Raw genomic sequence first — 20,792 nt, forward strand, 5'->3', positions numbered from 1 at the left:
ATTCGTGAAAAAGGCTCTACTATGTAATATTTTCACGGTGCTCAAAAGCCGCCTGAAGTGCTTCGTAGAACTTCTGAAGCTGCTCCGAGGTCGTTGGCTCTTGTTGCTGGTATGTCGTCATCGAATACGTTGAGAGTTTGCCGTTTGTGTCCGTGAACGCCAAGGTTAGCTCTGTCTCCCGACCTAGGTAATCAAACTGCCGTGTGACATCCACATGACAGATTTCTTTCCAGGGTAGCACTTCGTCAGCGCTGAAAGCAATTCCATCACTCTGGAGGAGAGCTAAGAGCTTGTTTCGCTGCTGAAAGACAGCATAGTACAAACAGCCCAGCCCCATAAAAATTACGGGCACTGTGAGTACAAAAGAGAGCCAGTGGCGGTTAAAGACAAACAAAAGCGCAATCGTTCCCAGACCCACAAAGAAGAGCCCGCCAAACCCGATCGCGAATCGCGCAGGGTTCCCTAGCTGACGTAGCACGGCGACGGGCTCCCGGACGTGATGGGAGCGGGGCTTTCGGCTCCAGCTTTCCTGAAGAGTTGCCTCACGGGAGAGTCCTGTTTCCTTCACTCGCCGATGGCCCTGTGCATGTGCAAGAAGCACCCAGAGCGGCCCTGAAGAAAAGATCGCTTTAAGCAAACTCCAGAGCCACTTGGGAAGCGCATCGGGGAAGGCGCCCTTGAGAAAGCTAAAGCCTGAAAAGAGCAGCAGGCAAAGAACTGCAGTAAGGATTGTCCCGAACCAATACGACCACTGAAGCTGCCTTTTTTCCTGAGGTGTCAGTGGTGTAGGAACGTGATTTTGCTTCCGCAGCATAACTTTTTGTACCAGTCAAGAGAGCTGTATGCAAGCTAGCGCGTCTCCGTTGCCTGCGTTTCGTGCCGCTCGAATGCTGCCCGTAGGGTTCCGTAGAAGTTCTCCAGTGAGGCACGCTCGGGGCGCTGGGAGCGCTCGGTATCTAGCCAGACTTGTTCAAGGCTTTTTCCAAACGCATCGAAGAAGCTGAGCGCGAGTAGCTTCGGATCCCCGAGGTAGTCGTACTCCAGGCGTACCTCCACACGAGCAATCTCCTCCCAAGGCAACCAGGCACTGGCATGGTCACTGGCCCGAATTCCCTCGCCCCCCGCCCAGGCAATGGCCTTGGAGGAAGACACTCGCAGGAGATAGACAGCGAGCGGCAAGATTAACAGCAGCGGCGAGCGTACAAGGTAGGTCGGTGTCGAAAGTGCAGTATAGGCAATGCCTCCAAGAGCAATCAGCCACGCAACCAAAAAATCGCGGCGATGAATTCGAGCTGCAAAGGCCGCGTCACTCAAAATCTCCAGGGTAGGAAACGTAGGAAGCGCCTCAGGAGTACGCGTCCAGACTTCTTTGTGCCGCCGTGCCTGCGAGTCCCCCGTGACTCCCGCCAGCGTATTTCCCAGATACGGACTCAGAAGGAGATGGAGAGTGTAGAAGAAGAAAAATATAGCATTTTGCCCCCATTCGGCGAGCAGCGCGTGGTAGAGGTAGTAGATAAGCCCCCCAAGCCCAGGGATACTTCCATAGCCGAGCCAGTAGGCGGTTTTCAAGAGCCAGAGGTTCTGGCGGGTGCGCTGTTTCTGCATCATTTTCGCGACGATGTATGAGTGAGGACACTGTGCTGGTCAAAGGTGGCTCGAAGCGCCCCGTAGAAATCCTGGAGCTACTCCATGCGACAGAATGCCTGGGTGGGATCACTCGTCAGTTTCCCAACATGAAGCTGTCCCTCGGTGTTGGTTAAACGAAAAGTGAGCTGGGTATCGTGCCCTAGAAAAAGTGGGGTATGCGTTACCTCAGCGCTGACGATATGCTCCCAAAGCACCTGTCTCTCGCCAAATGTCACCCCGTTGGTGTCCAAAGAGGCCAGTGTTTGAGATGCTTTCGAGAAAAAACGCAGTAGTCCTACCAAGCACAGCAGTCCCGGAATGCTGCACAAAAGAGCGGCCAGATACGCTCCCTGGAGATTTTTGGCATGCGACCACAAATAGGAAAAGATCGGCACCAGAATGCCTATCAGAAGCAGTACCATGGCAAGCTGCCATAGGCTCCGCTGCGAGATAAGCTCCTGTGATCCATTGGGCGCATACGAGCGTGGAGTGCGGCTCCAAACCTCTACACTAGCGCTTTCCCGCAGAAGTCCGGCTTCTTTGACACGCCATCGCCCCAGCAAAAACGCGATCCCCAGCAAGACAACAACCCAGAGCTCTCCCAGCACGTTCCAGAGACGTATGGGTAAGGTGCTCTCGAAATGCCCTCCGAGGAAGTAAACAATCCCCCTGAGCCCAAGTGTTGCGATTCCCAGTGGCCCTGCTCCCGAAAAGAAAGCTTGCCGGAGCTGTGTGCGCTCGGTCTCTGTGAGAATATTGGGGAGCGACTGTTGAGATTGTTGCATGGGTATTTGTCTCCGTAAACTCCCAAAAGTTGCGTGGGCGGGTACACTTCAGGCTATGAAAATGACTTGGACCGATGCAGAAGATATTGGGATTGAGCTCTACGATGCGAACCCGGACACCGATCCGCTGACCGTGCGCTTTACGGATCTGCACAAAATGGTCGTGGCACTCCCGGACTTTGCCGACGACCCACTGGCCTCCAATGAAGCTAAGCTGGAAGCGATCCAGATGGCGTGGTACGAGGAGTTTAAAGACAACCAGTAGGCGCTACTTGAGGAGCGGGGATTTTCCAAAGGCACTCGTCAGAGTCGCGAGTGCTTCAGGAAGTGGTTGATCGGACAGATCGAGAATCGCTCCGGCGAGCTTCTTCTCTTTCTCCTCCTTCAGAAGGTCACGTAGCGATTGGTTCAGGAAGAAGCGCAGGCGTCCGACCTCGTCCAGCAGCTCCGTGCCGCTGGGAGCGTATTGCCAAAAGAATGGCCAGAGTGTTTTTTGCACCACTCCCAGTGCGGGACGCCCCGCGGCTACCAAGGGTGCGATGCCCAGCAGGTTATCGTCTCCCGGCAAAAAGAAACCAGGCCGAAACTGCTCCCAGCGTCGGGTTACCTGAAAAGGGCCTTTTTCGGCATCCACGGCCTCTAAACCCGCTTCTTTCAGCGCCTTGTGCAAGCGTGTCAGAAACAGAGTACGTCGCTCAAACTGGAGAGCTTCCCAGCGCGTACGAAGCATCGCCTGGACGGGAGCAGACGGCTGGTTTGAGAGTGTCCAAGCCCCCCGGACATCGTCAAGATCAGCCAGATCGAGCTGCTCGCGCTTTAAAAAGGCAAGGCGGCGCGCCAGGCCCCCCGAGGCTTCCCAGCCAGATGTTCGCCCTCCCAGCCCGAAAGCGATGTCGCGCAGGCTAATTCCTGTGATGCCCGGAAGCGCACGCAAGCGGTGGGCACGCTCGGCAAAGGCGCGAAGGTCAAGAAGCTCGGGGATTGCCATGTCAAGCTTTCTTAAACGCTCGATCAGGATATCATTCTCGTAGCCTGCCTTTGCGGAGTGCGCATACTGCACCAGAGTCTGGCCTAAAAGGCTTGTCTCACGCGGTGTCGTAGGCTGGAGCGGAGTCAGCGGCGAGAGGACGGGGCGCACGCCAAACCCGGCAGTTTTTGCTTTCTTGCCCAGTTCCATCAGTATCCGAACTTGCTCCTCGCTCACCCCGACGGGCACCCGTAGCTCCGTCACTTGCGCTTGTTTCGCAAGCCCGACAAGCGACTCAATCTCTATTAGGCTCTTAGGCAGCTGCACCAGTAGTGCACGCGTTTTCAGCTCCTCGGGCCAAACTACCGGCTCCCCAGAGGCAAATTTCTTGTCGGGGTGGATCTCCGAAGCCGAGAACTTCCTCACGGTGAAGTGTGCCCCCAGCGTGGGCAGGTTCACCCTCAGCTCCAGCTCTAGCGTCGCACTCACACGATCCGGCATGGCTATCGGCTCAAGCGCAGGCGGCGTTCGCTGACGTGCGGCGGCTTCCTCCCGCTGAACGCGCTGCAACAGTGTTTTTTGAAGCGACTCAGGCAAAAGCCACATCGCAAGCGAGGGAGGATCTTTGTCCTCGTCCTCCTCAGAGTCAGCCGGAGCTGCCCCCCGCTCCCAGGCGAGCTTCCAGAGCGACTCCGGGGCCAGCGAGCCACTCTTGCGAGGCACCGTGCTGAGAAACTTACCCTGGATCAGCTTACGACGAGCGTCTATTTTGTCGAGCGCCGTCTGCAGAAACTTCGCCGAAGCGTTTTTCTCGCGGTTTAGCACACGAACTTGCAGTTGTTTTTCTTCCAGCTCCCGCGTGGTCTCTTGATCCTCCGTAAATAAAAACACAGACCCGACCCGGCGCACACTCGCGTTCAGCCCCCGACAGAGTGCCTTGAGTAGTTCGCCTGCCCGCACGCTCCCGCCACCACGTACCACAACCGAGTGCGCACCCAAACGGCGATCACAAAGCAGAGGAAGCTGTGTTGCCGTGGCCAAGCGCTGCACCAGCGTCTGCACATCAGAGGCCCCCTCCAGCAAGACCCGTGCACTTGTGTCCAGATTCAAAGCACGGGGCTTTGTGCGTGCGGGAGCGACCTCAAAAGGATTATCCGCTTCCTGCCAGCGACGAAGATCCGGGCCAGGCCGAAGGGTCACCACCTGTTGTTGCCTGGCGTGCGTTGTCACTTCTGTCGGTGTCGCGTCTTGGAAGTCGATCTCGCTGTCTTTTTTCCCACTTGCAAAGCTCGTAAGGCTCAGGGTCTGACGGAGCTGTAGCAGGCCACTCTCTAGAACGTCAGGCGGCAAGACGGGAGTCTCTTTCGCATCCGACGGAAAAGGCGACACTCCGGTGAACTGAAGCCGACCCTGCGTTGGGATCAGCTTGATCAAGAGTGCTTTCTGATCCTCTTTTAGCCGCGAGAGAGCCAGCCCCGAGCCAATTAGCGCCTGGCACTGCTCCGCACTCAGCGAGGCAAGAAACGGCCACCCAAGATCGGATAAGCCTAAGAAATCAACCCTACTCCCATCGTTCAGTGGCAAAGGTCGCGGATGGAAAACGAGCATCCGCTCAGGAGCGACCACGCTGATTCCCTCAAAGCGCAGCACCTGCGCCCCAAACTCTGGGAGTATCTGCGCGGGGTTGAGCGGCCCGCCTTCCGCAAAAGTAGCTGTCTTCGTCGCTGCCTCGGTCGTCGCAGGGACTCCACGGCTAAAGCTCGGTGGTGGAGCATTTGGCTGCGTTTGTCGGCGGTAGTACTCGGGAGCGATGATCAGCAACGGCCCTCGCTCCACCGGGTTCCAGTAGAGCCGCTCAAGAAACGTAGCAAGGGTATCTGCGGGAGGTAAACCGGCTTGTCTGGGGCGCATTGCCCATTATAGCTCGCCAGGCTTGAGTTCCCCGAGCATCTGCCCATCGGCGGTGATGCGAAAGCGGCCAAAGGTGAGGAGGGCGAGATACTCCGGGGGAACCGTGGTGGAGAGCTTGAGGCGCTGGGTCTCGGGGTCGAGGCCTAGAAAGCGACCGATTCCCAGGTAGCGGCCTTTTTCATCGTGGAGGCCTAGGCACACGCCTTCGAGTGAGGTGAGGGAGATCGCACGGACACGGGTGACGCGGAAGTGATCCAGAGTGAGCCCGACCAGCGACTCCCAGCCGGGGCGGAGCGGGCCATTGACAAAGAGTGCCAGGGTTCCCTCGGCGATCTCCCCATAGACGCAGCTGAGCCGAAGCGCGGTACCTGCCCAGCGTGCAAGGTGCGGCGCGATGGGCGCTCCCGTTCCCAGAGTCGCGCCCAGGGTGGTGAGTCCCTCCAGAGCAAGCTGGTGCTCGGTTGCCCCCTCCAGCGCTCGTGCAAGGCGCGTGAGGCGGCGGGTGGCACGAACACTGGGAGACTTGCGTACGACAGCATCGGCGACCGGCAGCGGGCTTAGCTCTGCTCCACTCAAGGTTGCCAGTAGACTCGGCAGGCTCCCGAGCTCACCGTCTTTTTCGAGAACCAGGATTCGATTGGGAGTGAGCGCCTGCACCAGCGACGCGAGAAACCGGCGTGCTCCGGGACCGGCGACGTAGCCCGGTGTATCCAGAAAGAGCAGCTGCGCCCCCGCTGTCTCTGCCTGACGTACCACTTCCGTGAGGGCGATAATCTGCTCCAGTGCGGCGCTCGCCGGGCTCAGTGCCCCCACAAAACGCGTCCCGCCCCGCTGCGGCCCTTCGGGCTGCATCCACGCCCAGCTCACCGTCCCTGGCGGCCCTAGCTCGGACTGGCCCGTGTCGCCATCAATCAGCGCGACTTTATGGGTGCGGGCGGCCTCGCGGGCGAGCTGATGAACCGTGTAGGTCTTGCCACGATCGCTCGCCCCGAGGAGGAGAATGCGCTCCGCCAAGGCTATTTTTTCAGCCGGTCGGCAAACTTCTTGCGAAACTCAATCACATGTGGGGCGACAATATACTGACAGTAGCCCGCGTTCATCTTCATTTTCTTGGCATAGTCTGCCTTAGTGAACTTGTCAAAGTAGTTCTGGTGGTACTCTTCCGCCACATACCAGACCGTCAGTGGCTCTAGAGTCGTGACAATCCGCTTGCGGCCCCAGACTTTTTGTGCCACAACCTCCGCGATTACTTTCTCGGCCAGTGCCTTCTCGGCGGGGTTCTTAAAGAAGATCGCCGAGCGGTACTGCGTGCCTTTGTCGGGGCCTTGCTGGTTGAGAGTGGTCGGGTCGTGAACCGTCATGAAGATGGACAAGATATCACGCGCCGTGATGATTTTAGGGTCGTAGGTAAGCTTCACCGCCTCCGCATGCCCCGTGGTTCCACTGCAAACCTGCTCATAGGTGGGGTTGGGAACCCAGCCCCCGCAGTAGCCCGACTCCGCCTTTAGGATGCCCTTGAGCAGCGTGAACATGCCCTCTATGCACCAAAAACAGCCACCCGCGATTACGATTGTCTCTTCTGTTTTCATTTCGTCCTCTTTGTCTAGTTGCTCGCCCATCGTGCCTCTTTATACATTCAACAGAGCCAAAAGGTTCCCCCGCCGGTTAGAGCGGCGGGGCTGGAGAGCTAAAGCTACGAAGGCCGTCCCGGCCATAAGAAATTGGGATGGCCGGAACGGCCTTTGTAGCCAAAGGCTCTCCAGTCCCCTCGTTCTGATCGAGGGGACTAAAACCGGGCGAGGACGTTCTCACGTTTGAAGAGGCTCGCGGCAAAGGCGACGGCGATACCGGCGTAGACCACGGAGGTTCCACAGGCGAGGGCCACAAAAGTGGGATTGAGCATTCCCTGAAGCGCCTGCTTGAGCACCAGGCCAGAGTTGGCAATAGGAACGAGAGACCAGTAGAGCGCCGCATCCGCACGCACCAGCATTGCCATCATCGAGCACACCAGCCCCACCATCACGATGGGCCCGGTGAGTGTCTGCATCTCTTTCTGATTGCGCGCCATCGTGGAGACTGCCAGCAAGACGCCGGAGCCCAGCACGGCAAGCGGAACCTGTACTAACAAAATCGCAACAAAGGCCGCGGGCCCCAGGCTGAGTCCATCGGAGGTCATCCAGTTAAACATTGGCAGCTTGACATAAAACGGCCAGAACAGCCCCACCACCGAGAGCAGGCTACTCACCAGAGCGGTGGCCGTCACGGTGCAGAACTTGCCCAGCGCAATGTCTCTTCGCGAGAGCGGAGCCACGAGAAGCGTTTCGAGTGTCCCACGCTCTTTCTCCCCCGCCACCGAGTCGGTCGCGGCCATGATCCCCCCCATGAGTGCCGAGAGCGCCAGGGTGTAGGGCAAGAACATCGCAAGGAGCTGCATTCCTGCCCCTCCACTGCCAACAAGCTTCTTATCCCCCAGGAGAAATGGCTTGACAAGCTGCTTGGAGAGGCCCGCGTCTTGCAGGCGCTTTGCCGCGAGCAGGTCGCCGCGCTCACTGAGAAGATCTTTCACACGCTTTGCCGCCTGCTCCGATGCTTCATTGCCTGCATCTTGCACCACGGGAATCGAGATAGAGTCGCCGTTTCCCAGCCGCTCATCGGCGTCCTCGGGCAGGAGAATCGCGGCTTTGTGGCTACGATCGCGCACTTTCGCCTCGGCAGCTTCCACACTCGCCACCGGCTCCAGCTCGATTTTATTCGCGTTCTTCAGCTCCTCCATAAGCTGGGGCGCTTTTTGCATCCCCACCACGCCCACTTTAATCGTCTCAGCCCGGCTCTCTTTGGCCTGGCGCTGCGCCATGCTCCCGACCAAGGCAAGAATCAAGGGGGTGATCAAGAGCGGGCTAACAACCACATTAAAGCGCGTCCGTGAGTCGGAGAAGATCTCCTTGAACTCTTTTTTAAAGACAATCTGCCACATCGTCATCACTTAGTTCTCCTCGACACCAATGAGACGTAGGAACACGGTCTCAAAAAACTCCGCACCCGCTCTCGCGCGTAGCTCCGCGAGCGTGCCAATGGCCGCCACTTTGCCGTCGTAGATAATCGCAATCCGGTCACAAAGCGCCTCGACCTCGCTCATGATGTGTGTGGAAAACACCACGCACTTGCCTTGCTCTTTGCAGCGCCGGATATAGCGCACCACGGTTCGGGCCGCCATCAGATCCAGCCCACTGGTCGGCTCATCAAAGAAGACCACCGGCGGATCGTGGAGCACCGAGCGAGCAATCGAGACGCGCTGCTTCTGGCCCGTAGAAAGCTTGTCGCAGCGGCCATCCAGAAACTCGGACATGTCCAGCTCGCGTGTCAGCTCTCCGATTCGTGCCTCGACTTTCTCAGGAGCCATGCCGTAGAGTGCGCCAAAGTAGCGCAGGACTTCTCGGCCTGTGAGCCGCTCATAGAGCCCGGCAGAGCCTGTGAGATAGCCGAGCTGCGCCCGGACTTTCTCGGGCTCGCGGACGATATCATAGCCCCCGATGCTTGCCGTGCCCGAAGTCGGGGTGAGAATCGTGGCAAGCATGCGAAGGAGCGTGGTTTTTCCTGCGCCGTTGGGGCCAAGAACCCCAAAGATCTCCCCCGGCTTGGCCTCCAGAGAGACCCCCTGCACGGCAAATACCTCGCCGCGCTTCTTATCCGTGAAGGTCTTGCTCAGATTTTCAACGTGGATCATTATTCTTTAGGCTTCGCAAAGGCACTAGCCTCAACGGGGGCGTTGATCTTGACGTCGGAGAGTAGGATGACCACCTCAGTCGGTCCCGCGAGCTGGCGTATCTTATGGGCCATCTTGATGCCGCTCACGGTGCGGTAGTCGGAGAAGTAGCTCTCGACGGCGATCTTGCCATTGGGCGTCTCCAGCGTCTGGTCACTGCGGACTTGTAGCCCCGTCTTCACATCAAAGTACTGCGTCTCCGGGTTGCCCACTTTGGGAGTGAGGCGCACCCGGTAGGCTGGAGCACCGGCGACTTTGACCGTTCCCAGAACCTCAGCTTTGCTATAGACACTCTTCCAATCGGCAGGACGGATCGAGAGCGCCGACTGGGCTTTCAGCGAGGCAAGCTCCGCCCCGGCGAGTGTCCGTAGACCGGTGAAGGGATCTTTTGACCAGCCCACCGTGCCATCAAACGCACTCGACGAGTCCCCCATGCCCTTGAGGCTCTGCTTCATGACGAACTTATTGGGCGCTTGTGCCTGAATCTCCATCGTCCCCGAGATGCCCTGTGCTGGCACCGAGACCGTTCCCTTGCTCGTAAAACTCTGCACTTTAAGCCAGGCAGCCCCGCCGATCACCGTCACAGCCTTGTCCATCAGCGCCGCTCCCGTGGGCTTGGGAGCCTGTGCAGAAGCCGATACGGCACAGAGGGCCGTCAGTGTCAGTAAACCGTAGCGATTCATCTATTTTTTCTCCGTCTGAGTTTTAAGATAGGCCAGCGCCGCGGCGATATCCGGATCACCGAGCTGGCGAAGAGACGCTTGTGTGAGCGTCACGGCAATATCGGGTGTGACTCCCTTGCCCTCTAATAACACACCTTTGGGGGTCTTGAAATCCGCAAAAGCGTACTGGAGCCGCACGCCCCCCGGTAGCTTCTCGACGGCAGAGGGCAGTACCATTCCCGCCGTCTTCCGCCCAATGACCACCGCGCGCTTGAGCTCTTGCAGCCCCCCCGCTAAGATCTCTGAGCACGAGGCAGAGAGCTCGTCGGTGAGTACGGCAACGGGTCCTGCGTAGCGCGGCACTTGTGGCAGGACCGGAAACTGGAGCGCGGAGCTGCGCGTCTTCATCACTCCAAGGCTCCCTGGCTTCTGACTGACAAGCCCCGCAATGGCATAGGTCACGGGGCCGAGTCCCCCGGGGTTGCCACGCAGATCAATCACAATCCCAGGTGCATCCGCTGCTTCTTTGAACGCCTTTCGCAGATCTTCCATGAGCAGCCCTGTAAAGAGTGAGAAGCGGATGTAGGCGACATTGCCCTCTAGGCGCTTGGTCTCCAGCTCTGCGGGAAACGGCGGAAAGCCTGGCAGGACATTGTCGCGTTTCTGCGGCCCTGCGGTCAGCGTGAGCTCCACCGCGCGCACACCGCCCTCAGGCTCACGCAGGCGAAGTGTCCGCCGCTGGCCCTCATCGCCCCCCAGAGCGCGTGTCAGGAGCATCCGCGAGAGGTAGCCTGCTTTCTTCTGCTCAGGCGTAAGCCTTGCCAGCACTTCGAGGAGTGGCTTGCCATCAACAGCCTCAATGCAGGCTCCCGGCAACACGCCTGCTTTCTGCCCCGCGGAGGACTCTGCGACGGCGAAGACAATCGGGTTGCCCCCAAGCAGCCCTACCGTCAGCCCGCTCACGCCCTCACCTTTGGCTATCGCTCCCACCGCCTCGCTCACACTGTAGGCCTCGGCAGGAAGAATGGCGAAGTGGCTCTGCTTCAGCTCCCCGATCAGCCGACTCAGCAGCGCGTAGAGCTCCGCGTTGTTTCGCACCTTGACTACCAGGGGCGCGTATTTCTTCTTCATCGCCACCCAGTTGACGCCGCCAAAAGTCGGGTCAAAGTGCGTGACATTAATTCGGTTCCAGACCGCCTCAAAGACTTGTTGGCGGGTCTTGGGATCAAGTTCTTTTTGTGATATTTTCATTTTTGGAATTGCTTCTGCAAACTAAGACTCAGCACAAGGAAAAAAGTTACGACTCGCCGGAAGATTTTTTTTCGGGCTCAAAATCGGGGGCAGAGAAGAAGGCGACCATCCGGCGCTGCCTGCCAGGCGCTTCGCTACGCCCCGCATGAGCGCTCATAAACTCCATCAAGATCTGCCGAAGCGCCTGGTACTCGTCTTCGGTAAGCGAGAGGGACTTGGCCACCAGGGAGATGTCTCGCTGAGCAGGTGGAAGAGTCGCAAAGCGAGTGTAGCGCCGAAATGCCTCCTGAACGGTTCCCGTGAGCGCCCCCACGAGCCCTGTGATATCTTCGGCAGTGAGCTGTGCTCGGTCTTCCTCTGTCAGAAACGTATTGGCCTCGACCACGGTGAAGACCCGCTCGACCGTGCCGTGCACGCGGCGCTCCTCGACAATCTCAAGCATTCCAGCGGAGAGCAGCAAGTTGATATGCCGGTAGAGCGTGGTAAGCGGAACGTCCTCCATGTAGGTGGAGATTTGGCGTGGGGTGAGCTGACGGTCCTGGAGAGCGATCACGATTCTCGCCCGAATCGGATGGAGGAGTGCACGGGTTCGAGGAGAGCTTCCAGGCATGAAGTGATTATATTTCCATTATTGGAAATAGTCAAGTAAAAAAAGAGAGCGCCCGCTTGCGCGAGCGCTCTGACTTGCTATTTCTTGTTGTAGCCAAGGCCACGGACAAAGCCAATACAGGCAGCGACGTCTTCTAGCGGGCCATCGCCGTTGATCTCGTACTCAATCGAGAGGTGCCCTTGGTAGTTCTGCTTGCGGAACTCTTCCAGAATGGCAGGGACATCGCTGACCCCGGTGCCGTAGGGAACATCGTGGCCGTGGGGCGCGCCGAACTGGTTGAGATCTTTGAGGTGAGAGGCATGGATGCGTCCCTTAAGGATCTTCATCGCGTCCACGGGCTTGATGCCGCTGCGCACCCAGTGCCCCGTGTCGGCACAGGCTCCGATGCGCTTGTCAAACGGGGAGACCAGCTCAAGAACATACTTGGGATCCCAGACTTTATAGTTCGGGTTCTTCGGTTGCTTGGGATGGTTGTGAATGGCGACATAGAGATCCATGTCTTTCACAAACTTCTCCATGACTTTGAGCTCCGCAGGGCCAGACTCCGTCACAATCGTGCGGATCCCCAGCTTCTTGGCAAACTCGGCTAGCTTGCGGGCATCGGCCTCGTTGGCTCCAAAGCCGGTGACACCAAATGCCACGGGGGTGATACCTGCCTGCTCACACATTGCCTTCACTTTTGCGATCGTGGCGTCGGAGTTTCCGGGGCCAAGCCCCTCGCCGCCCGCTTCGAGCTTCTGTCCAGGGAAGAACTCAATGGTCTTGCCCCCCGCTTTTGCGGTGAGCGCAATGGCCTCAGCAACGGTGCGCTTGTTAAATGTCCAGGCCTGGCAACCAAGCCAGAAACCACCGATTTTAGGAGCGCTAATCACAGCGCTATTGGATTGAAAATGCATAAAAGTACCCATTCGTTGATGCGAGATAGAGCCGGCCGCCCGAGAGAGTTGGTGCGGCGGCGGTGTAGCCGAGCTTGTAGTCCCAGACCTGTGCGCCCGTCTTGGCATTGAGGGCGGTCAGGGTGGGATTGTCACGGTAGGTGCCACTGCTCAGATAGAGCACCCCCCGTTTTTCGTCCAGCGCAGGGCGGCTCAGGGCGGGGCCAAGGACCTTGGTGGACCACCGAACTTTCCCCGTTGTTGTCTCCAGCGCATAGACATTGCGGCGGTAGGTCGAGACATAGAGCGTGCTTCCCACGATCAGCGGAGAGCCGAACCAGTCTGGCCCCGTCTTATCGTTCTCGACTTTAAAGCGCCAGCGCCGCTCGCCCGTCTCAGCATCCAGCGCGATGACGCCCGCTCCATCGCCCGCCACATAGACACGTCCATTGGCGTAGGAGACCGTCCCGAGTGCCTTACCACCGACGGAGGAGCGCCAGAGCTCTTGGCCCGTCTCCGCATTGAGCCGATAGACCACGCTCTCTCCACAGATAAAGACACTACCTTCGGGGCCCGCAACGGGGGCGGAGTAGCCCAGCGCTCCATCCGGACGGACGAACCTCCACTTTTGCGCTCCCGTGACCCGATCTACGCCATAAACGCCATTATCCGACGACTCAAAGATCACCTGCTGCCCAATCACCGCGGGTGACATTCGCACGGAGCCCCCCAGAGTCGTTTTCCAGGCCACTGCCCCACTCTGGCGATCCAGCGCGTAGACCGTCCCCCGCTCCGAGCCCACATAGACCCGCTTAGCGTCGAGTGCTAGCTCACTCTGGGTGGCCCCAATCTCCGTGGACCAGTCCGTACGGCCCTCTTTATTGAACCGGTGCACCATGGTCGCCCCGGTCACAAAAGCGCCGTCTTTACCGATAGCGGCGGTTCCCTCGCCCCGCTTAATCGACGTTCGCCACAGAAGCGAGGGCTCCCAGGGTGCAGGCTCCTGAGGCGCGACAATCGACTTGGGCGCTGTTGTTACGGTAGGCCTAGGTGTTGGCGTTGTCTTAGGAACGGGCGTTGCCTTCAGGGAAACCTGTCCCAGCGCGAGCAGAGCAATGAGTATCATAACGCTTCCTCTAAAATCTCCGAAATCGTCACACGACGCCCCGTCTCCGCCGAGCGAGTCACGGCCTTGCAGACCGCCACATCGGTTCGGCCCACTTCCACCGGAACGTGAGGGGGCTTTCCTTGACGCACACACTCCAGAAACGCGACATGCTGATCAAACTTGCCCCCAGAGCCCCGCAGGGTATTGCCCCCTACGGCCTCACGCACAAAGTGCCCCGCACTATCCGTCTGGAGCGTGTGTCCGACAAAGGGCTTCCCTACTTTTCCTTCGATGCGTGCGCCTTCGGTGCCGTGGATCGTGACACTGCCCTCCGAGCCGTAGAGCTGGAAGCACGTCCCCTCCGCATTCCACGCCGATTCAAAAACACCGATTGCGCCGCCCGCAAACTCCGCCACGCACGCCGAGGTATCGTCGCCGCCGATGTTCTCGCACATCAAGTTCTTGGCATAGCCCATCACGGAGACGATCTCTTCCCCCAGCAACCACGACGCAAGATTGGTGTGGTGAATCGCTAGCTGGATGAACGAGCCGCCACCGGTCTTCTTCGCCGAGCCGCGCCACGCACTCGGGCTTGCCGTGAGACCACCACGATGAGCATAGCGTGCCCGAGTCCCGGTGACACGGCCAAAGTGGCCCTTCAAGACCATCGCTCGCAGATCCCAGACCGCCGGGTCTTCCAGATCGGACAGATAGACACCCGCACTCTTCCCACTCCTCCGCGCCGCTTTGACAATCGTATGACAGGCCGCCACGCTCGGGGCGAGGGGTTTCTGGATGATGACATGCTTGCCCGCGTTTAGAAGCGCCACCGCTTGCTCTTCATGAAAGTGATTGGGCGTGGAGATATCGGCCACCTCAATGTCGTCTGCCAGTGCCTCGCACCAGTCCGTAGACCAGCGGGCGACTCCCAGCTCGCTCGCCACGCTCTGCGCAACCTCGGCATTGACATCCACGACAAGCTGAAACGGAGCGTGCGGGTAGTGGGCATAGACACCGCGGTAGTGGCTCGCCATGCCCCCACAGCCAATCAAAGCAGTTCCTCGCATTTTCTCCAGCACGGCGGCATTATACCGCTTTTGGGCAGAATAGTCGGTATACTCACACGGATGTTTGAGGAAACCGGCTACCAGCTGATCCCCGAGGTACTTGACCTGCCCATTGTGGAGCGCCTTCGTACGGCTCTCGAAACAGCGGGCGATGCCTCACAGCGCGGCGAGAGTGTCTACGCCCGGCGCAATATCCTGGCCCTGCATGATGTGCAGGCAGTGGCCGCCGATCCGCGCGTGCTCGCTCTCACCGGCGTGGCGACCATACCCACCCGCGCCATTTTCTTTGATAAAGTCCCTGGAGCCAACTGGCACGTCGGGTGGCACCAAGACCGCGCCATCGCGGTTGCCGAGCGCATCGAGCTTCCCGGCTGGGGGCCGTGGACGGTTAAAGCGGGCGTGCTTCATGTGCTTCCTCCCGCCGCTATCCTGGAGAAAATGATCACGGTGCGCCTGCACTTAGACGACTGCGACCAGACCAATGGCCCGCTTCGGGTTCTTCCGGGCTCGCACCGCCATGGGATTTTAAGCCAAGAGCAGATCGCCGCGCTTCGCAAAGAGGCTCCTGAAGTAACCTGCACCGGCTCCGTTGGGAGCGCCGTGGTCATGTCCCCGCTCCTCTTGCATGCCTCGTCGCCCGCCGAGAGCCCCCAGCACCGCCGCGTGCTTCATCTTGAGTTCGCGCCCGAAAGTCTCTTACCGGAGGGCCTGTTTTTTGCATCCCTCCCCCAGCCCCTCCCTTCGGCTGAAACCCTCGTTCCGAGGGGCGAAGGAAAGGGAGAAATGCAATGACTTGGTTTGAGCAAGCGGGCTACCAAGTGCGCTTCGACTGGGGCCAAGACGGCGCGGCGCGTGCGGGAGCCCGCGGCGATGTGGTGGTGATCGTAGACACCCTGCGCTTCTCCACCACCGTGGCCGCGTATCTTGCTGCCGGAGCCACGGTCGAGCCGCGCCACTGGAAAGACGGCTCCGATACGACTTTATTATCGCCCTCCTCCCTAGCCCTCCTCCCGAGAACCACGGGAGAAGGGGAACCGATTGCACTTGCGTCTCCTAATGGCGCGATGTGTTGCCGAGCGGCGGGTGAGTCGGGCGCAAAGGCGGTCTTTGCGGGAGCGCTGGTCAATGCCAGTGCTGTTGCAGTAGCAGCACGCACGCTTCAAACGCCCCTCACAGTCATCGCCTGCGGCGAGCTCTCTTCCCCCTCTTCCCAGCCCTCCTCCCAGGGTTGGGAGGAGGGTCGGGGAGGAGGGATTCGCTTTGCGCTGGAGGACTTGCTCGGCGCGGGGGCGATCATCGCGGCGCTGAAAAATCTCTCATCCTCCCCCGAGGCAAAAGCCGCGCGTGCGGCGTTTCTGGGGGCAAGACACCAGCTACTCACGCGCCTGCTGACCTGTGGCAGTGGGATCGAGCTGATTGATAAGGGCAAGGAGGCCGATGTCCACTACGCCGCCCCGCTCAACTCCCTCGCCGTTGCCCCGCGCCTCACCGACGGCATCTTTAGCAATACCCCCACCCCAGACGATAGGAATCTGTCATGACAATTCGACCCGACTCTCTCAGCGATGTGGACTATGCCGCTCGCGTTTCGATTGGTAATGCCTGCTATCCCGACTACGTCGAAACGGTTGAGGAGCTGCGCTTCTCCGATGCCAACCGCGACCCGAAGATTAAGTGGGCACGCTTTATCGCCGAAATGGACGGGCAGCCGGTCGCGGTGGGCGGCTACAGCCAGAGCATGGACATGTACCACCCCCAGAAGTTTGGCGTGAGTGTCAACGTCCTGCCCGAGTGGCAGGGTAAGGGAGTCGGGAAAGCACTCTATGAGCATGTCTTAGAGGCCCTCACGCCCCACGATCCTATCCTCATCCGCTCCAATGCCCGCGAGGACAAAGAGCGCGCCGTGCGCTTTCTCACCGACCGGGGCTTCACCGAGGCGATGCGCGACTGGGAGAGCCGCCTGGCGCTGGCCACTTTTGACCCGACTCCCCTTGCGGAGGCGGCTCAAAAGGCGCTGGATGCCGGAATCACGATCCACAGTGTTGCGGAGCTCTCAAAAACCGTCCCCGACTGGAAGCAGCGCCTGAAAGAGCTGGACTGGACCATCACGCTCGACATGCCCACCACCGATACCCTCACCGACCCGGGCTTTGAGCACTTTGAGAAGACCACCTTGGGCAACCCCAGCTTCCTGCCCGATGCCTGGTTTATCGCGCTTGATGGCGACCACTGGGTAGGCGAGAGTGCACTCTGGAAGAGTGAGGGCGACCCGGAGATTCTCTATGTGGGGGCCACGGGCGTGCGCCGCGAGCATAGGCGCAAGGGAATCGCCACGGCCCTCAAGCTCGCTGCCACGGGCTGGGCAAAAGAGGCGGGCAAGCGGGAGGTTCGTACCTGGAACGCGCAGGAGAACCGCGCCATGCTCTCGATCAACGAGGCGATGGGCTTTGAAAAAATCCCCGCCTGGATCAGCTACGAAAAGAAACTATAAGAAAAATGCAAATTCGTGCGTTTAACCCCGAGGCAGACTACGAAAAGCTTGCCGCGCTTCACAATGCTGTCTGGCCCGACTACCAGATTACCGTCGAGGAGCTAAGAGCACGCGACGACCAACGTGAGGCGAAGATCCGCCATCACCGCTTGCTTGCGGAGAAAGAGGGGCAGCTGGTCGCGCAGGGAAGGATCGGTAACTCGTCGTGGAGCTACGACCCACGCAAGTTCAACCTGGGGCTCGATGTGCTCCCCGAGTTCCGCCAGCAGGGGATCGGGCAGGCGCTTCTTGCCGCCCTAGAGGAGCGCGTCGCCGACACGCAGCCTCTCCAGTTTGGAGCCGATGCGCGGGAAGACCAGCCCCATTCGGTGGAGTTTCTGATCAAGCGCGGCTTTGTGGAGTGCATGCGCTCCTGGGAGTCTCGGCTTAAAGTAGACTCGGTAGACCTTGCCCCCTTCGCCGATACTCGCCAAAAGCCAGGGCAGTACGGAGTTCGTCTCACCGATCTGGCGACACTGATTGCGGAAGAGGGAGAAGCAGCCTTTCCCAAGCTCTACGACATGGAAGCCGAGTGCGCCCTGGATGTTCCGCGCCCAGAAGGTGAAGTTCCCACCATCCCCGAGTACGACGTCTGGCGCGAGCAAATTCGCAAGAGCGTGCGCTTCAACCCCGAGTGCCAGTTTATCGCCGTCGCCCCCGATGGTGCGTACGTCGGAATCTCCATGCTCTTTCCTCCCAAGGCAGGCAACTACCTCGACACAGGATTAACGGGTGTTCGTCGCGCCTACCGACGCCAGGGAATCGCGCTGGCGCTCAAGTGCATGGCGGTGGAGTATGCACGCGCCCAAGGCGTGCCCGAGATCCGCACCGACAACGCCCAGAGCAACCGCGCCATGCTCTCCATCAACGAAGCGCTCGGCTTTGAAAAACAACCCGCTTGGATCATCTACGAAAAACGACTGGTTCCGGGCGATTCACCGATGGGCGCATAAATGGACCCGTCGGTGAATCGCCCATACGAAACGCCGTCATCAGCATCCGCAAGCCGGTTGCCAAGCGTGGGGTGGCACGGAAGAGCAGATCAGCAGGGATGCGCACCACGCGGACGTTGGAGAGAGCAGGAGGGGTCTCGGGCTGGCCGGGGTTGGTGGCGATCACGTAGACCTGCGGCCTTAGCGTGAGAAGTTTCTCCTTGGTGAGCTGCGGAAACTCCCCGCCCTCTCTCACCACATTCTGGCCACCGGCAAGGGAAATCAGCTCATCCACAAACGAGCCTGGGCCCACAGCGTAGAGCGGCGAGGCGCTGATCTGCACAAAGACAGGGATGAGGTTTGAGCGCAGCGGCAGACGTAGCGCACGGCGCACTTGCGCAGCCAGGGCCGTGGCAGGCTTCCCGGCAAGCTGCCCCAGGGCTTCCAAGTGACGGGGCACGTCTTGAACGTTGCGGGAGCACTGCACGAAGATGGGGATTTTGACACGGGCGGCAAAGCTCTCGACATCGGCAAGCTTCACGGTGGTGGAGTCAAAGACGATCAGGTCGGGCTTGAGTGCGAGAAGACGCTCGTAGGAAGGCCGCGTGAAGTCCCCGATACGAGGGAGTTTTTTTGCCTCCTCGGGAAAGTCGCAGGCGCTGGTCACCCCGACAATGAGCTTCTCGGCCCCAATGGCGAAAAGATTCTCGGTCGTGACCGGCGAGAGCGAGACGATGCGGCGAGCGGGACGGGGAAGAGTCAGCCTTCGCCCTAGGTCATCCGTGAGAGTCATCTTGACCCGCGTCGTTCGTGCTCTCTTCTTCGTCGGCCTCGTCCTCTTCGTCCTCTTCTTCAGACTCGCCGGTGAAGAGGCTCATGGGGGCAAGCTGTACCGAAAATGTCGGCAGCATCTCGGTAAAGCGCGATGGGTGCAGGATCGTGGCCAGCACACGAGCCGCTTCCGCCAGCCCCTCCCCCACCTCGGAAAGATACGCAGGCTCGACCAGATAGACCTCGTGGCCGGTCACGGCGGGGAGCGTAAACCAGCCTTCCAGCTCGGTAAGCCCCTCCAGATTCTCGCCCGCAATGATAATAATTTCGGGAGCAAAGGCCACCAGCTCTTCGGCGGAGATATCATGCGCCTCGGAGCTGGCAAGCCCTGTGGCTCCTGCCGCAATCAGAAGCTCTTTTTCCCAGAGGCCCAGCGAGCGTGGCGGATTCACCGAGGCCAGGATCACGGTTCGGGGCCGCGCTTGCATAATAGCGGTTCGCTTGCTCACGGGCTCCCAAGCGGCAAGTAGCTCACGCTGCGCCGCCTCAGCAATCTGTGTTGTCATGACCGATATGGTACCACGCAGCCTCAGCGGGTAAGCCGGAATGCATCTACTGTCTCGCCCCACTGATCCACTTGCTTGATCTCCAGCGCCTTAGAATCCATATCAATAACCGTCAGGGAGTGTCGATCCGCGACAAAGCGGGCCATGTAGTCTAGGTTGCCATCTTCGGGGTGTGTCTGTGCTTTCTGCCCCCACTCACTGTCGTAGAGGTGCTTGCCGCCTGCGCCCGTGGTGACATAGATCACGCCCTCGGGCTTGGTGTTTGTCTTGCCATCGTAGTGCCTGTCCAGCGTGAACGTCCCCGGCACAAGCCGGGCCTTACTGCCCACATTTGATGCGCCTTTTGTCTCTTTGGGAGCAAAGCGGAGCGGCACCGTGCGCTGGTAGTTGTGCTCGTGGCCATGAAAGACAATCGCGACACCGTGGCGCTCAAAGATCGGCGAAAGCACGCGCATGTGCTGCTCAGCGTAGTGATCTGCCCCGACATTAAAGCACGGATGATGAAAAACCACGAACTTCCAGGGAGCATCGCTCGCTTTGAGGTCGCGCTCGACATAGGCTTGGAGTGCGCCATCGTTGGCATCCACATAGATATTGGAGTCTAAGCAGAGAAAATGTCCATCACCGTAGTCAAAACTATAAGTACCCATCCGAGGAAAACGGCTCCCTGCACAGGCTTTGAAGTGCGCAATGGACTCGGCGGGGCCGATCAGGGTCGGTGCAAAAGTCCCCGTCAGGCCGTTCTCGGGCAGATACATGTTGGTGAAGTAGGCCAGGGAGTCCGCGTGAGTCTTGAAGTCGGCGACGGGGAACTTTTTATCGTCCTTGCCGTGGACATCATGGTTGGCGATAACCGTGTAGAACGGCACGGAGCGCAGGAGCGGTGCACCTATTCGTGGCCCCGCCGTCTCGGCGTTGTAGACGGGGAAAAAGTGCCGCGCGTACTCGTCATCGGTGCCATCTTCGTAGACATTATCGCCCGTGTTCATCACAAAGTCAGGAAGGGCTTTGAAAGCCTGGTAGGCGATCATGCGATCTGAGATATCGCCAAAGGAGTTGTCCCCAAAAGCGACAAAGCGCGTCTTCATGCCACGGGGCTTCTGGGTCGTAAACCAACCCTCTGCGATTCGCTTCTCGCCCATTAAGACCTTGTAGCCAAAGCGCTTCCCGGCGGCAAGGGCAGGAACGGACACGGCGTAGTTGAAGCGCATCTCATAGTCCTCGCCCTCACCAGAGAGCCGCTCGGTGCGCGTGGGAGTCAGCACTTCGGTGAGTCCCTCAACTTTCACGGTGAAGCTTGCAGGCTTGTGATCGGTCTGCCAGGCAATCACCAGCGATGTGTCGTTATGCGAGCCGGGTTGCAGATAG

At 59.4% G+C, this 20,792-nt stretch carries 22 protein-coding genes; 5 read left to right on the forward strand and 17 right to left on the reverse strand.

Features of this window, described 5'->3' with window-relative positions:
- Positions 1-19: 19 nt before the first annotated feature.
- The 3 genes from AC1XOS_RS00630 to AC1XOS_RS00640 form a co-directional block, all read right to left on the reverse strand.
- Positions 20-814 carry a hypothetical protein gene (locus tag AC1XOS_RS00630; RefSeq protein WP_481960279.1) on the reverse strand — a complete coding sequence of 265 codons (795 nt, stop codon included), beginning with the start codon at positions 812-814 and terminating at the stop codon, positions 20-22.
- 35 nt (positions 815-849) lie between these two features.
- A complete protein-coding gene (locus AC1XOS_RS00635; RefSeq protein WP_481960280.1) occupies positions 850-1,608 on the reverse strand; it encodes a hypothetical protein in 759 nt (252 codons plus the stop codon).
- Between the two features lie 74 nt (positions 1,609-1,682).
- Positions 1,683-2,411, reverse strand: coding sequence for a hypothetical protein (locus tag AC1XOS_RS00640; RefSeq protein ID WP_481960281.1), 729 nt, complete (start codon positions 2,409-2,411; stop codon positions 1,683-1,685).
- 55 nt (positions 2,412-2,466) lie between these two features.
- On the opposite strand from AC1XOS_RS00640, the gene iscX reads away from it, so the two are divergent.
- The gene (iscX, locus tag AC1XOS_RS00645) at positions 2,467-2,676 is read left to right on the forward strand and encodes a Fe-S cluster assembly protein IscX (RefSeq protein ID WP_309719013.1); all 210 of its coding nucleotides are present in this window, start codon (positions 2,467-2,469) and stop codon (positions 2,674-2,676) included.
- Positions 2,677-2,679: 3 nt separating this feature from the next.
- Here the strand turns inward: iscX and AC1XOS_RS00650 are convergent, their stop codons facing one another.
- The 11 genes from AC1XOS_RS00650 to AC1XOS_RS00700 all read right to left on the reverse strand — a co-directional run bounded on the left by AC1XOS_RS00650 (position 2,680) and on the right by AC1XOS_RS00700 (position 14,637).
- The gene (locus AC1XOS_RS00650; RefSeq protein WP_481960282.1) at positions 2,680-5,289 is read right to left on the reverse strand and encodes a hypothetical protein; all 2,610 of its coding nucleotides are present in this window, start codon (positions 5,287-5,289) and stop codon (positions 2,680-2,682) included.
- Positions 5,290-5,295: 6 nt separating this feature from the next.
- The gene (locus AC1XOS_RS00655) at positions 5,296-6,303 is read right to left on the reverse strand and encodes a Clp1/GlmU family protein (RefSeq protein ID WP_481960283.1); all 1,008 of its coding nucleotides are present in this window, start codon (positions 6,301-6,303) and stop codon (positions 5,296-5,298) included.
- 2 nt (positions 6,304-6,305) lie between these two features.
- Complete coding sequence (gene msrA / locus AC1XOS_RS00660; RefSeq protein WP_481960284.1) at positions 6,306-6,908, reverse strand: peptide-methionine (S)-S-oxide reductase MsrA; 603 nt, start codon at positions 6,906-6,908, stop codon at positions 6,306-6,308.
- A gap of 167 nt (positions 6,909-7,075) precedes the next feature.
- Positions 7,076-8,269: an ABC transporter permease gene (locus AC1XOS_RS00665; protein ID WP_481960285.1), complete on the reverse strand. Its 1,194-nt coding sequence runs from the start codon at positions 8,267-8,269 to the stop codon at positions 7,076-7,078.
- Positions 8,270-8,272: 3 nt separating this feature from the next.
- Positions 8,273-9,013 carry an ABC transporter ATP-binding protein gene (locus AC1XOS_RS00670; protein ID WP_481960286.1) on the reverse strand — a complete coding sequence of 247 codons (741 nt, stop codon included), beginning with the start codon at positions 9,011-9,013 and terminating at the stop codon, positions 8,273-8,275.
- Positions 9,013-9,735 (reverse strand): LolA family protein, encoded by a 723-nt coding sequence (locus AC1XOS_RS00675; protein ID WP_481960287.1) that lies wholly within the window; start codon positions 9,733-9,735, stop codon positions 9,013-9,015. Before AC1XOS_RS00675 ends, AC1XOS_RS00670 begins: the two co-directional genes overlap by 1 nt.
- Positions 9,736-10,965, reverse strand: coding sequence for a S41 family peptidase (locus AC1XOS_RS00680; RefSeq protein WP_481960288.1), 1,230 nt, complete (start codon positions 10,963-10,965; stop codon positions 9,736-9,738).
- Positions 10,966-11,011: 46 nt separating this feature from the next.
- Positions 11,012-11,575 (reverse strand): helix-turn-helix domain-containing protein, encoded by a 564-nt coding sequence (locus AC1XOS_RS00685; protein WP_481960289.1) that lies wholly within the window; start codon positions 11,573-11,575, stop codon positions 11,012-11,014.
- Between the two features lie 77 nt (positions 11,576-11,652).
- Positions 11,653-12,447, reverse strand: a complete 795-nt coding sequence (locus AC1XOS_RS00690; RefSeq protein ID WP_481960290.1) for a sugar phosphate isomerase/epimerase family protein — start codon at positions 12,445-12,447, stop codon at positions 11,653-11,655.
- Between the two features lie 4 nt (positions 12,448-12,451).
- A complete protein-coding gene (locus AC1XOS_RS00695) occupies positions 12,452-13,576 on the reverse strand; it encodes an outer membrane protein assembly factor BamB family protein (protein ID WP_481960291.1) in 1,125 nt (374 codons plus the stop codon).
- Positions 13,573-14,637 carry a Gfo/Idh/MocA family protein gene (locus AC1XOS_RS00700; RefSeq protein ID WP_481960292.1) on the reverse strand — a complete coding sequence of 355 codons (1,065 nt, stop codon included), beginning with the start codon at positions 14,635-14,637 and terminating at the stop codon, positions 13,573-13,575. Before AC1XOS_RS00700 ends, AC1XOS_RS00695 begins: the two co-directional genes overlap by 4 nt.
- A gap of 48 nt (positions 14,638-14,685) precedes the next feature.
- Here AC1XOS_RS00700 and AC1XOS_RS00705 point away from each other — a divergent pair, with 48 nt between their 5' ends.
- Genes AC1XOS_RS00705 through AC1XOS_RS00720 form a run of 4 tightly spaced genes read left to right on the forward strand, consistent with a single transcriptional unit; the run spans position 14,686 to position 18,108 of the window.
- Positions 14,686-15,417: a phytanoyl-CoA dioxygenase family protein gene (locus AC1XOS_RS00705; RefSeq protein WP_481960293.1), complete on the forward strand. Its 732-nt coding sequence runs from the start codon at positions 14,686-14,688 to the stop codon at positions 15,415-15,417.
- Positions 15,414-16,166: a 2-phosphosulfolactate phosphatase gene (locus tag AC1XOS_RS00710; RefSeq protein WP_481960294.1), complete on the forward strand. Its 753-nt coding sequence runs from the start codon at positions 15,414-15,416 to the stop codon at positions 16,164-16,166. Before AC1XOS_RS00705 ends, AC1XOS_RS00710 begins: the two co-directional genes overlap by 4 nt.
- Positions 16,163-17,116 (forward strand): GNAT family N-acetyltransferase, encoded by a 954-nt coding sequence (locus tag AC1XOS_RS00715; RefSeq protein WP_481960295.1) that lies wholly within the window; start codon positions 16,163-16,165, stop codon positions 17,114-17,116. The genes AC1XOS_RS00710 and AC1XOS_RS00715 overlap by 4 nt, the downstream gene beginning before the upstream one ends.
- 5 nt (positions 17,117-17,121) lie before the next feature.
- Positions 17,122-18,108: a GNAT family N-acetyltransferase gene (locus AC1XOS_RS00720; protein WP_481960296.1), complete on the forward strand. Its 987-nt coding sequence runs from the start codon at positions 17,122-17,124 to the stop codon at positions 18,106-18,108.
- Here AC1XOS_RS00720 and AC1XOS_RS00725 read toward each other — a convergent pair.
- From AC1XOS_RS00725 to AC1XOS_RS00735, 3 genes are all read right to left on the reverse strand, one after another.
- A complete protein-coding gene (locus AC1XOS_RS00725) occupies positions 18,059-18,880 on the reverse strand; it encodes an ABC transporter substrate-binding protein (protein WP_481960297.1) in 822 nt (273 codons plus the stop codon). The two genes, AC1XOS_RS00720 and AC1XOS_RS00725, sit on opposite strands and share 50 nt — an antisense overlap.
- Positions 18,864-19,424, reverse strand: a complete 561-nt coding sequence (locus AC1XOS_RS00730; RefSeq protein ID WP_481960298.1) for a substrate-binding domain-containing protein — start codon at positions 19,422-19,424, stop codon at positions 18,864-18,866. The genes AC1XOS_RS00725 and AC1XOS_RS00730 overlap by 17 nt, the downstream gene beginning before the upstream one ends.
- Positions 19,425-19,447: 23 nt before the next feature.
- Positions 19,448-20,792, reverse strand: a 1,345-nt coding sequence (locus AC1XOS_RS00735; RefSeq protein WP_481960299.1) for a metallophosphoesterase family protein, incomplete at its 5' end; no start/stop codon positions are given.

This window comes from Armatimonas sp. (genome assembly GCF_964826245.1).

Bases quoted from the DNA above. Each gene is read 5' to 3' on its own strand.
- AC1XOS_RS00630 (WP_481960279.1), bottom strand. From the start codon at position 814: ATGCTGCGGAAGCAAAATCACGTTCCTACACCACTGACACCTCAGGAA.
- AC1XOS_RS00635 (WP_481960280.1), bottom strand. From the start codon at position 1,608: ATGATGCAGAAACAGCGCACCCGCCAGAACCTCTGGCTCTTGAAAACC.
- AC1XOS_RS00640 (WP_481960281.1), bottom strand. From the start codon at position 2,411: ATGCAACAATCTCAACAGTCGCTCCCCAATATTCTCACAGAGACCGAG.
- iscX (WP_309719013.1), top strand. From the start codon at position 2,467: ATGAAAATGACTTGGACCGATGCAGAAGATATTGGGATTGAGCTCTAC.
- AC1XOS_RS00650 (WP_481960282.1), bottom strand. From the start codon at position 5,289: ATGCGCCCCAGACAAGCCGGTTTACCTCCCGCAGATACCCTTGCTACG.
- msrA (WP_481960284.1), bottom strand. From the start codon at position 6,908: ATGGGCGAGCAACTAGACAAAGAGGACGAAATGAAAACAGAAGAGACA.
- AC1XOS_RS00665 (WP_481960285.1), bottom strand. From the start codon at position 8,269: ATGACGATGTGGCAGATTGTCTTTAAAAAAGAGTTCAAGGAGATCTTC.
- AC1XOS_RS00670 (WP_481960286.1), bottom strand. From the start codon at position 9,013: ATGATCCACGTTGAAAATCTGAGCAAGACCTTCACGGATAAGAAGCGC.
- AC1XOS_RS00675 (WP_481960287.1), bottom strand. From the start codon at position 9,735: ATGAATCGCTACGGTTTACTGACACTGACGGCCCTCTGTGCCGTATCG.
- AC1XOS_RS00680 (WP_481960288.1), bottom strand. From the start codon at position 10,965: ATGAAAATATCACAAAAAGAACTTGATCCCAAGACCCGCCAACAAGTC.
- AC1XOS_RS00685 (WP_481960289.1), bottom strand. From the start codon at position 11,575: ATGCCTGGAAGCTCTCCTCGAACCCGTGCACTCCTCCATCCGATTCGG.
- AC1XOS_RS00695 (WP_481960291.1), bottom strand. From the start codon at position 13,576: ATGATACTCATTGCTCTGCTCGCGCTGGGACAGGTTTCCCTGAAGGCA.
- AC1XOS_RS00705 (WP_481960293.1), top strand. From the start codon at position 14,686: ATGTTTGAGGAAACCGGCTACCAGCTGATCCCCGAGGTACTTGACCTG.
- AC1XOS_RS00710 (WP_481960294.1), top strand. From the start codon at position 15,414: ATGACTTGGTTTGAGCAAGCGGGCTACCAAGTGCGCTTCGACTGGGGC.
- AC1XOS_RS00715 (WP_481960295.1), top strand. From the start codon at position 16,163: ATGACAATTCGACCCGACTCTCTCAGCGATGTGGACTATGCCGCTCGC.
- AC1XOS_RS00720 (WP_481960296.1), top strand. From the start codon at position 17,122: ATGCAAATTCGTGCGTTTAACCCCGAGGCAGACTACGAAAAGCTTGCC.
- AC1XOS_RS00725 (WP_481960297.1), bottom strand. From the start codon at position 18,880: ATGACTCTCACGGATGACCTAGGGCGAAGGCTGACTCTTCCCCGTCCC.
- AC1XOS_RS00730 (WP_481960298.1), bottom strand. From the start codon at position 19,424: ATGACAACACAGATTGCTGAGGCGGCGCAGCGTGAGCTACTTGCCGCT.